Raw genomic sequence first — 10,235 nt, forward strand, 5'->3', positions numbered from 1 at the left:
ATGTTGCCCCACTGGTCGGAGCCGCCGATCTGCAGCTTCGTGCCGTACTTCCGGAACAGCCGCAGGTAGTCGTAGGACTGCAGGAGCAGGTAGCTGAACTCCGTGTACGACATCCCGTCGGAGGCCAGCCGGCGTCGCACCGTCTCCCTGGACAGCATGACGTTGATCGAGAAGTGCTTGCCAACGTCCCGCAGGAAGTCCAGAGCGGTGACCTCGCCGAACCAGTTGAGGTTGTTCTCGATGACCGCCCCGGTGGACGAGTCGTCGAAGGTGACGAACTTCGTCAGCTGGCCGCGGATCCGCTCCAGCCGCTGCGCGGTGACCTCCCGGCTCACCAGGGTCCGCTCCCCCACGTCCCGTGGGTCGCCGATCTGCCCGGTGGCCCCGCCGGCGAGCACGATCGGCCGGTGACCGGCGCGCTGGAACCGGGCCAGCGTCAGCAACTGGACCAGGTTCCCGGCGTGCAGGCTGTCCGCGGTCGGGTCGAAGCCGCCATACAGGGTGAGCGGACCGGCGTCCAGGTCCTTCCGCAGCGCGTCGAGGTCGGTGGACTGCGCGATGAGCCCGCGCCAGGACAGTTCGTCGAGAATGTGTTCGCTCACGCCTCGAATACTCCCGTACCAGGTCAATCGGTTAGTGGCCGGGTCGGCGGCACCCGGCGTCCACCCCGACGGTACGCGGACACCGAGCCCGAGCCGTCGACCCAGAACCGCCACGGGGTGTCCCTCGCGGCGGCGACACCGACCCGCGGTCCGCTGAGGATCCGGCCGGACGGCACCTCTTCGCCGGTGAGCAGGCGCACCGGCGAGGCCGGGTCGAGCAGATCGGCCCCGTTGTGCTGGGGGCCGATGCCCAGCGCGGTGGTCAGCCTCGCGGGCCCGCAGGCCAGGTCTTCGTCGCGCCGCGAGGCCTTCCTGCGGCCGCGGGCCACGCCGGTGCCCGACAGCACTTCGGCCCCGCGCAGCAGTACGGCGCCGGCTTCACCGTCCGCCCTGCCGACCACGTTGGCGCAGAAGTGCATGCCGTAGACGAAGTAGACGTACAGGTGACCGGCCGGACCCCACATCACCTCGTTGCGCGGTGTGCGGCCTCGGTAGCAGTGCGACGCCGGATCGTCCTGCCCCCGGTAGGCCTCCACCTCCACCAGGCGTGCGGCGACGACGCCCTCGGGCGAGGTGGTCTCGATCACGGCACCGAGAAGGAGCCGCGCCAGCTCGACCGGATCGACGGCCAGTTCCTCCCGTGCGAACAGCCTCATCGCAGCACCACTACCTCGCCGGTGGGCAGGGCCAGCTCGGCCGTAAGGCCCGGTCGCTCTCCCGGGTCCACGCGCAGTGCGAGCCCCAGCGCGTCCAGCTTGCCGGTGACGAGCGCGGGCTCGGGGTGGACGCCACGGAACGCGGCGAGACGCCCGCCCCGGACCGCACTCGCCGCCGGATGGGGCGAGTCCCGCCAGTCGATGAGAAACGGCACCACCCCGTCCCCGTCGGGCGGGAAGGCCAGTTCCCAGGAAAGCAGCACGCCGTCCGGCCGTCGCCGCGACATCGGCTGCGGCCCCCGGTGCCGTCGTCGAACGCCGTCAGGAAGTTCCTCGTGCCGAGCCCGACGTGCGGGCCACCAGGTGCGAGCCGCACTCCTCGGGCGGTCAGCCGGGCGACGGTTTCTTCCAGATCCGGTGTCGCATACACCAGGTGATCGATTCGGGGCCTCACAGACTCCATGTGTACCCGACCGGGCCCCCGAGCCCGTCATGCCGCCGTGCGGTCACCCAGCCCTTCAGGAAATCCACTTCCGGAAGACGGCCACCCGCCCGTCGAGCCGGTCGAGCTGTTCGGCAACGCGCGCGGGAGCGGTGCCGCCCCGCGTGGCACGCGAGGCGACCGAGCCCGCCACGGTGAGCACCTCCCGCACCCGCGGGGTCAGCGCCGGGTGGATCTTCTCCAGCTCCTCGTCGGTGAGGTCCTCCAGGCCCGCGTTCCGCGACTCCGCGACCCGGACGCACTCCCCCGCCGCCTCGTGGGCGACCCGGAAGGGCACCCCCTGCCGGACGAGCCACTCCGCGATGTCGGTGGCGAGCGTGAAACCGGCGGGGGCCAGCTCCGCCAGCCTGCCGGTGTGGAACGTGAGCGTGCCCAGCATCCCGGCGATCGCGGGGAACAGCAGTTCGAGCTGCTCCACCGAGTCGAACACCGGCTCCTTGTCCTCCTGCAGGTCCCGGTTGTAGGCCAGCGGCATCGCCTTGAGGGTGGCGAGCAGTCCGGTGAGGTTGCCGATGAGCCTGCCGGACTTGCCGCGGGTGAGCTCGGCGACGTCCGGGTTCTTCTTCTGCGGCATGATCGAACTGCCGGTGGCCCACGCGTCGTCGAGCGTGACGTAGCCGAATTCGGCCGTGTTCCAGATGATGACCTCTTCGGCGATGCGCGAAAGGTTCACGCCGAGCATCGCCAGCACGAAGGCGAACTCGGCGGCGAAATCCCGGGACGCGGTGCCGTCGATGGAGTTCTCCACGCTGGTGTCGAACCCCAGTTCCTTCGCCACCGCCTCCGGGTCGAGGCCGAGGGAGGACCCGGCCAGCGCTCCCGAACCGTACGGCGATTCCGCCGCGCGGCCGTCCCAGTCCCGCAGACGGTCCACGTCCCGCAGCAACGCGTGCGCGTGCGCGAGCAGATGGTGTGCCAGCAGCACCGGCTGGGCGTGCTGCAGATGGGTGCGTCCCGGCAGGACGGCATCCGGATGCCGCCGGGCCTGCGCCACCAGGGCATCGACCACGTCGAGCGTGCCGGACGCGACCCGGCGGGCCGCGTCGCGCAGCCACATCCGGAACAGGGTGGCCACCTGGTCGTTCCGGGAGCGGCCCGCGCGCAGCTTGCCGCCGAGTTCGGCCCCGGCCCGTTCCAGCAACCCGCGTTCGAGTGCGGTGTGGACGTCCTCGTCCCCGGCGGCCGGGGTGAACGCACCGGACGCGACGTCCTCGGCGAGCCGGTCGAGCGCGGCCAGCATCCCGTTCAGTTCGTCCTCGGTGAGCAGGCCCGCGTTCCGCAGCACGCGGGCGTGCGCGCGGGACCCCGCGATGTCGTAGGGCGCCAGACGCCAGTCGAAATGCGTCGACGCGCTCAGCCTCGCCATCGCCTCGGCCGGTCCGCTGGCGAACCTGCCGCCCCACAGCTGCACCGGCTGCCCTGTGTCTCCCACGCTCTTTTCAGCCTTTCTGGTCGCGCTTGGCGGCGATCTTGCTCGGCAGGCCCCACAGCTGGACGAATCCCTTGGCCAGGGACTGGTCGAAGGTGTCGCCCTCGTCGTAAGTCGCCAGGTTGAAGTCGTACAGCGACTCGTCGCTGCGCCGGCCGGTGACCACGGCGGCGCCCCCGTGCAGGCGCAACCGGATCTCGCCGGAAACCCGCTCCTGGCTTCGCGCGAGGAACGCGTCCAAAGCCTCCTTGAGCGGGGAAAACCACAGGCCGTCGTACACCAGCTCGCCCCAGCGCTGCTCGACCTGACGCTTGAACCGGGCCAGGTCACGCTCGATGGTGACGTTCTCGAGTTCCTGGTGCGCGGTGATCAGGGCGATCGCGCCGGGGGCCTCGTAGACCTCGCGGCTCTTGATGCCGACCAGCCTGTCCTCGACCATGTCCAGCCTGCCGACGCCGTGCGCCCCGGCACGGCGGTTCAGCTGCTGGATCGCCTCCAGCATGGTGACCGTCTCGCCGTCGATCGCGACCGGGACCCCGCGGTCGAAGGTGATCACCAGCTCGTCCGGGGAACCGAAGTGGCCGGCGGGGTCCTCGGTGTAGGCGTAGACGTCCTCGGTGGGCGCGTTCCACAGGTCCTCGAGGAACCCGGTCTCCACGGCGCGGCCCCACACGTTCTGGTCGATGGAGAACGGGGACCTCTTCGTCACGTCGATCGGCAGGTCACGCGCTTCGGCGTAGGCGATGGCCTTCTCGCGCGTCCAGGCGAAGTCCCGGGCAGGCGCGACCACCTTCAGGTCGGGGACGAGCGCACCCAGGCCGACCTCGAACCGCACCTGGTCGTTGCCCTTGCCCGTGCAGCCGTGCGCGACCGTGGTGGCGCCGAACTCCTTCGCCGCCTTCGCCAGATGCCGGACGATCACCGGGCGCGACAGCGCGGACACCAACGGATAGCGGTCCATGTACAGCGCATTGGCCTGGAGCGCGGGCAGGCAGTAGCCGTCGGCGAACTCGTCCCGCGCGTCGGCCACGACCGCCTCCACCGCACCGCAGGCGAGCGCCCGGCGGCGGATCGTCTCCATGTCCTCGCCGCCCTGCCCGAGGTCGACGGCCACGGCCACCACCTCGGCCCCCGTCTCCTCGCCGATCCAGCCGATGGCGACCGAGGTGTCCAGGCCACCGGAATAGGCGAGCACGACCCGTTCAGCCATTCCCGTTCTCCCTGCCGTTGCCGCTGAGGTCCAAAGTAGACGAGCGCCGGGCCAGTGCGGTGAACCGGTCGGCCAGATCCCGGCCGGACAGCGGTTCCCTCGCGATCACCGCCACCGTGTCGTCGCCCGCGATCGACCCGACCACCTCCTCCAGCGCCGCCCGGTCGATGGCGCTGGCCAGGAACTGCGCCGCGCCGGGCGGCGTGCGCAGCACGGTGAGGTTGCCCGAGGCATCCACCGACACCATCAGCTCGGCCAGCAGGCGCGAAAGCCGGGACGTGCCGCCCTGCACCCCCCGGACCGGGCTGCCGTCCTCGGGGATGACGTACACCGGTGCCCCGGAGTCCGCGCCCCGCAGCTTCACCGCGCCCAGTTCGTCCAGGTCACGCGACAACGTGGCCTGCGTGACCTCGATCCCCTCGGCCGCCAGGATCTTCGCGAGCTCGGTCTGGCTGCGGATGGCCATCGTGGACACGAGTTCGGTGATCCTGGCCTGGCGTGCGGCCCGGCTCATCGGCGAAGCCATGCGGTTACGCACCCTCCCGCGACAGCAGCCACACCAGCAGCGCCTTCTGCGCGTGCAGCCGGTTCTCCGCCTCGTCCCACACCGCGCTCGCCGGGCCGTCGAGCACCTCGTCGGTGATCTCCCAGCCCCGGTGTGCCGGCAGGCAGTGCAGCACCACCGCCTCCGCCGCCGCCTCCGCCAGCAGCTCGGTGTTGATCTGGAGCTTCTTGAACGGCGTCACGCGATCCAGTCCGTCGTTCTCCTGGCCCATGGAGGTCCAGGTGTCGGTGACGAGCACGTCCGCGCCGTCCACCGCCGCGTTCGGATCCTGCAGGACGGTCACGCTGCCGCCGGTTTCGGCCGCCCGCTTGCCCGCCGCCTCCACCACGTCGGGCAGCGGCTGGAAGCCTTCGGGCGCCACGACCCGCACGTGCAGGCCCGCGGTGGTGCCGCCGAGCAGCAGCGAGTGCGCCATGTTGTTGCCGCCGTCACCGAGATAGGTCAGGGTGAGCCCGGCCAGCCTGCCCTTGCGCTCCCGGATCGTCTGCAGGTCCGCCAGCACCTGGCAGGGGTGGAACTCGTCGGTCAGCGCGTTGACCACCGGAACCGTCGCCGCCGAGGCCATCGCGATGATGCGCTGCTGGGCGAAGGTGCGCCAGACCACCGCGTCCACGTACCGGGACAGCACCCGCGCGGTGTCCTCGATGGTCTCCTCGCGGCCCAGCTGCATCGAGCGGCCGTCCACGATGATCGGGTTGCCGCCGAGCTGGGCGATGCCCACCTCGAACGACAGCCGAGTCCGGGTCGAGTTCTTCTCGAACAGCACGGCGACGGACTTCGGTCCGCTCAGTGCCCGGTTGCCGAGCGGGTCCCGCTTGAGCTCGTCGGCGAGGTCGAGGACGGCGAGCTGCTCCTCGGGCGTCAGGTCGTCGTCGCGGAGAAAGTGGCGTGGCATGTCATTCCTTACCGGTGGTGCCGGCCGCACTGTCGAGTGCGCCCGGGAGCGCGGCGAGGAAGCCCTCGGCCTGCTCATGGCTCAGGATCAGGGGTGGCGCCAGCCGGATGGCGTCGGCGGCCACCGGGTTGACCAGGTAACCGGCCTCCTGCGCGGCCTTCGCGACGGCCGGGGCGACCGGCTGCCTCAAGGCGATGCCCAGCAGCAGGCCCGCCCCGCGAACACCACCGACCAGCGGATGCGCGAGCTCCTCGATCCCGTGGGCGAGATCCTTGCCCAGTGCGGCAACGTGGTCGACGAGGTTGTCGCGGGCGATCGTACGCAGCACCGCCAGTCCCGCCGCACAGCACACCGGGTTACCGCCGAAGGTGGTGCCGTGCTGGCCGGGCTTGAGCAGCTCGCCCGCCGCGCCGGCCCCGATGACGGCGCCCAGCGGGAGTCCGCCGCCGAGCCCCTTGGCGAGCGTGATCACGTCCGGCACGATCCCGGCCTGCTGGAAGGCGAACCAGGACCCGGTGCGGCCGATGCCCGTCTGCACCTCGTCCAGGATCAGCAGGGCACCGGCCTCCTTGGTGATCTCCCTGGCCGCCTGGAGGTATCCGTCGGGAGCGGGGATCACCCCAGCCTCGCCGAGAATCGGCTCGAGCACCAGCGCGGCGGTTTCGGTGTCGACGACCCTGCGCAGTGCGTCCACGTCGCCGAACGGGACGTGCACCACGCCCGGCATCACCGGCTCGAAAGCCTCCTTTTTGGACGGCTGGCCGGTCAGCGCGAGCGAACCCATGGTGCGGCCGTGGAAGGCCCCCTCACAGGCGACGATCTTGGTCCGGCCGGTCAGCCTGCTGATCTTGATGGCCGCCTCGTTCGCCTCCGCGCCCGAGTTGACGAACAGCACCTTCCCGTTGCCGTGCAGGCCCGCGACGTCCAGCAACGTCTCCGCGAGCTCCACGGCGACCGGGTTGAGGTAGAGGTTCGAGGTGTGGCCGATGCGGCTGATCTGCTCGGTCACCGCGCGCACCACTTCCGGATGCGCGTGACCGAGCGCGTTCACCGCGATGCCGCCGAGCAGGTCGAGGTACTCGTTGCCGTCGGCGTCCCACACCTTGGCGCCCTCACCGCGGACCAGCGCCAGCTGCGGAGTGCCGTAGTTGCCCATCAGGGCGGACCGCCAGTGCTCCTGAGCGTCGGCGTTCGAGGTCATCTGGTTCATCAGGACTCCTCTTCGGGCAGCACCATGGTGCCGATGCCGCGGGATGTGAAGACTTCGAGCAGTACCGAATGCGCGATGCGGCCGTCGATGACGTGGGCGCTGCGGACCCCGCCGCGCACCGCGCGTACGCAGGCCTCCATCTTCGGGATCATGCCGCTGGCCAGCGTGGGCAGCAGTTGTTCGAGCCGGTCGACGCGCAGCCGGTCGACCAGTGAGGACCGGTCGGGCCAGTTCGCGTACAGGCCCTCGACGTCGGTGAGCACGACCAGCTTCTCCGCGCCCAGCGCCGCGGCCAGCGCTCCCGCCGCCGTGTCCGCGTTGACGTTGTGCACCACGCCGTCGGCATCGGGGGCCACCGTGGACACGACCGGGATGCGGCCGGCGTTGACGATGTCCAGCACCGCGTCCGGGTTGACCGAGGCGACCTCGCCGACGAGCCCGACGTCGACCGGCCTGCCGTCCACCGTGGCGTGCTTGCGCTCGGCGATGAACAGCTGCGCGTCCTCGCCGGAGATGCCCACCGCGTACGGGCCGTGGCTGTTGATCAGGCCGACCAGCTCACGGCTGACCTGGCCCACCAGCACCATCCGCACGATGTCCATCGTCTCCGGCGTGGTGACCCGCAGGCCGCCCTTGAACTCCCCGACGAGGCCCACGCGCTCGAGCATCGCGGTGATCTGCGGCCCGCCGCCGTGCACCACGACCGGCCGCAGACCGACCATGCGCAGGAACACCATGTCCTGGGCGAAGGCCTGCTTGAGCTCGTCGTCGATCATCGCGTTGCCGCCGTATTTGACCACCACGGTCGCCCCGTGGAACCGCTGCAGCCAGGGCAGCGCCTCGATCAGCACACCGGCCTTCTCCGCGGCGGTGGCCAGCCGGTCGTCCGCCGCGACCAGGTTTTCGGACGTGGTCATGACGAGTACGCGCTGTTCTCTTCGACGTAACCGTGGGAGAGGTCGGTGGTGTAGATCGTGGCCGTGCTCGACCCGATGCCCAGGTCGATCGCGATCTCGATCGCACGCGCGCCGAGGTCGACCTTGGTGCGGTCGGCCGCGGTGGTCCCACTCGCGAACAGGGTGACGCCGTTGATCGCGATGGCCAGCGTGTTCGGATCCACCTCGGCCTGGGACCGGCCGACCGCCATCGCGATCCGGCCCCAGTTCGGGTCCGAGCCGAACAGCGCGGTCTTCACCAGGTTGTCCTCCGCCACGGTGCGGCCCACGTTGATCGCGTCCTGCTCGCTGGCCGCGCCACGCACGATCACGTCGACGTCCTTGGTCGCCCCCTCGGAGTCCGCCCGCAACTGGTACACGAGGTCGAGGCACACCGCGGTGAGCAGTTCGGTGAAGTCGTCGACGCGCGGGGACAGCTCGCTCGCCCCCGAGGACAACACCAGCACCGTGTCGTTGGTCGAGGTGCCCCCGTCGACGTCCAGCCGGTCGAAGGTGACCCTGGCGGCCGCCCGCAGCGCCGCGTCCAGCGCCTCCGGCGCGATCACGGCATCGGTGGTGAGCACCACGAGCATCGTGGCGAGGTTCGGCGCGAGCATCCCGGCCCCCTTGGCGAAACCGCCGATGCTCCAGCCGTCGCTGTGGCTCTTCCAGCTCTGCTTGGGCACGCTGTCGGTGGTCATCACCGCGGTGGCCGCGGCAAGGCCCGCCTCGCGCGTGGCGTCCAGTGCCCCGGCCGCGGTGACCACGCCGGAGAGCACGGCATCCATCGGCAGGCGCTCGCCGATCAGCCCCGTGGAGCACACGGCCACGTCGATCGCCCCGGTCCCCAGCACTTCGGCGACCTTCTCCGCGGTGGCGTGCGTGTCCTGGAATCCCCCCGGCCCGGTCGCCGCGTTCGCCCCGCCGGAGTTGAGCACCACGGCGCGCAGCCGCTGGTGGCGCAGCACCTCCTGCGACCACAGCACCGGCGCGGCCTTCACCGCGTTGCGGGTGAACACCCCCGCGGCCGTGTGCTGCGGCCCGTCGTTGACGACGAGCGCGAGGTCGAGGGCGCCGGATTCCTTGATCCCGGCGGCCACGCCCGCGGCCCGGAATCCCTTCGGTCCGGTGACGGTCACGGAGCTACTCCTACAGTCGAAAGGCCGGTGGTTTCCGGCAGGCCGAGCGCGAGGTTCATGGACTGGATCGCGCCGCCCGCGGTCCCCTTGGTCAGGTTGTCGATCGAGGTGATCACGATCAGCCTTCCGGCGTCGGCATCGACCGCGACCTGGATCTGCACGTTGTTCGACCCCAGCGTGGCCGCCGTGGCCGGCCAGACGCCCTCGGGCAGCAGCTGCACGAAGGGTTCGGCGTCGTAAGCCTTCTCGTAGACGGCCCGGGCGGCCGCGGTGTCCGTTTCGCCTGTCAAGGGGGCACTCGCCGTGGTGAGGATCCCTCGAGGCATCGGCGCGAGCACCGGGGTGAACGAGACGGTGACCCGTTCCCCGGCGACCGCGCTGAGGTTCTGCGCGAACTCGGGCGTGTGGCGGTGTGCGCCGCCGACCCCGTAGGCGCTCGCGGAACCCATCACCTCCGAGCCCAGCAGATGCGGTTTGAGGCTCTTTCCCGCCCCGGAGGTTCCGGTCACCGAGACCACGTGGACCTCCGGCCTGACCAGCCCCGCCGCCAGTGCCGGCGCGAGCGCCAGCGAACCGCCGGTCGGGAAACAGCCTGGCACCGCGATGCGCTTGGTCCCGATCAGCTTCTCGCGCGCCCCCGGCAACTCCGGCAGGCCGTAGGGCCAGGTGCCGGCGTGCTCACCGCCGTACCAGCGCCGCCAGTCGGCCGGGTCGGCCAGCCGGTGATCGGCGCCGAGGTCGACCACAAGCACCTCCGGACCGAGCTGCGCCGCGATCTCCGCCGAATGACCATGCGGCAGGGCGAGGAAGACCACGTCGTGCCCGGCGAGGGTTTCCGCCGTCGTCTCCCGCAGCACCCGGCCGGCCAGCGGCGCCAGATGCGGTTGGTGCTGCCCGAGCCGAGTGCCCGCACTGCTGGCAGCGGTCAGTACACCGATTTCCACCTCGGGGTGCCCCAGCAGCAGGCGCAGGACTTCTCCGCCCGCATACCCGCTCGCCCCGGCCACCGCGACCTTCACCGTCATACGAATGATTATGCACCGCCACGCAATATCAATCAATCCGGGTGGGGGACGGCCTCTACCGCAACAG

11 protein-coding genes and 1 pseudogene are annotated in these 10,235 nt (G+C 70.9%); all 12 read right to left on the reverse strand.

Annotated features, from left to right (window positions below; translation table 11 throughout):
- On the reverse strand, positions 1-602 hold a 602-nt coding region (gene tyrS / locus FNH05_RS22645; protein WP_144590727.1), incomplete at its 3' end, for a tyrosine--tRNA ligase.
- Between the two features lie 23 nt (positions 603-625).
- On the reverse strand, positions 626-1,258 hold the full coding sequence (locus FNH05_RS22650; RefSeq protein WP_144590728.1) for a DNA-3-methyladenine glycosylase: 633 nt from the start codon (positions 1,256-1,258) through the stop codon (positions 626-628).
- Positions 1,255-1,545, reverse strand: a complete 291-nt coding sequence (locus FNH05_RS40155; protein WP_246127890.1) for a VOC family protein — start codon at positions 1,543-1,545, stop codon at positions 1,255-1,257. The genes FNH05_RS22650 and FNH05_RS40155 overlap by 4 nt, the downstream gene beginning before the upstream one ends.
- Positions 1,546-1,625: 80 nt before the next feature.
- Positions 1,626-1,721, reverse strand: a pseudogene (locus FNH05_RS40160) (hypothetical protein); the annotation flags it as partial.
- A 55-nt stretch (positions 1,722-1,776) separates the two neighbouring features.
- The gene (gene argH, locus FNH05_RS22660; protein WP_144590729.1) at positions 1,777-3,192 is read right to left on the reverse strand and encodes an argininosuccinate lyase; all 1,416 of its coding nucleotides are present in this window, start codon (positions 3,190-3,192) and stop codon (positions 1,777-1,779) included.
- Between the two features lie 7 nt (positions 3,193-3,199).
- A complete protein-coding gene (locus FNH05_RS22665) occupies positions 3,200-4,399 on the reverse strand; it encodes an argininosuccinate synthase (RefSeq protein ID WP_144590730.1) in 1,200 nt (399 codons plus the stop codon).
- Positions 4,392-4,913, reverse strand: a complete 522-nt coding sequence (locus tag FNH05_RS22670; RefSeq protein WP_246127892.1) for an arginine repressor — start codon at positions 4,911-4,913, stop codon at positions 4,392-4,394. Before FNH05_RS22670 ends, FNH05_RS22665 begins: the two co-directional genes overlap by 8 nt.
- A gap of 16 nt (positions 4,914-4,929) precedes the next feature.
- Positions 4,930-5,859: an ornithine carbamoyltransferase gene (gene argF / locus FNH05_RS22675; RefSeq protein ID WP_144590732.1), complete on the reverse strand. Its 930-nt coding sequence runs from the start codon at positions 5,857-5,859 to the stop codon at positions 4,930-4,932.
- A gap of 1 nt (position 5,860) precedes the next feature.
- Positions 5,861-7,069 (reverse strand): acetylornithine transaminase, encoded by a 1,209-nt coding sequence (locus tag FNH05_RS22680; RefSeq protein ID WP_144590733.1) that lies wholly within the window; start codon positions 7,067-7,069, stop codon positions 5,861-5,863.
- Positions 7,069-7,986, reverse strand: coding sequence for an acetylglutamate kinase (gene argB, locus FNH05_RS22685; RefSeq protein ID WP_144590734.1), 918 nt, complete (start codon positions 7,984-7,986; stop codon positions 7,069-7,071). The genes FNH05_RS22680 and argB overlap by 1 nt, the downstream gene beginning before the upstream one ends.
- Complete coding sequence (gene argJ / locus FNH05_RS22690; RefSeq protein WP_144590735.1) at positions 7,983-9,143, reverse strand: bifunctional glutamate N-acetyltransferase/amino-acid acetyltransferase ArgJ; 1,161 nt, start codon at positions 9,141-9,143, stop codon at positions 7,983-7,985. The genes argB and argJ overlap by 4 nt, the downstream gene beginning before the upstream one ends.
- Positions 9,140-10,168: an N-acetyl-gamma-glutamyl-phosphate reductase gene (gene argC, locus FNH05_RS22695; protein ID WP_144590736.1), complete on the reverse strand. Its 1,029-nt coding sequence runs from the start codon at positions 10,166-10,168 to the stop codon at positions 9,140-9,142. Before argC ends, argJ begins: the two co-directional genes overlap by 4 nt.
- Between the last annotated feature and the right edge of the window lie 67 nt (positions 10,169-10,235).

It is taken from the genome of Amycolatopsis rhizosphaerae (assembly GCF_007713715.1).
In the GTDB taxonomy this organism is placed as follows: domain Bacteria; phylum Actinomycetota; class Actinomycetes; order Mycobacteriales; family Pseudonocardiaceae; genus Amycolatopsis_E; species Amycolatopsis_E rhizosphaerae.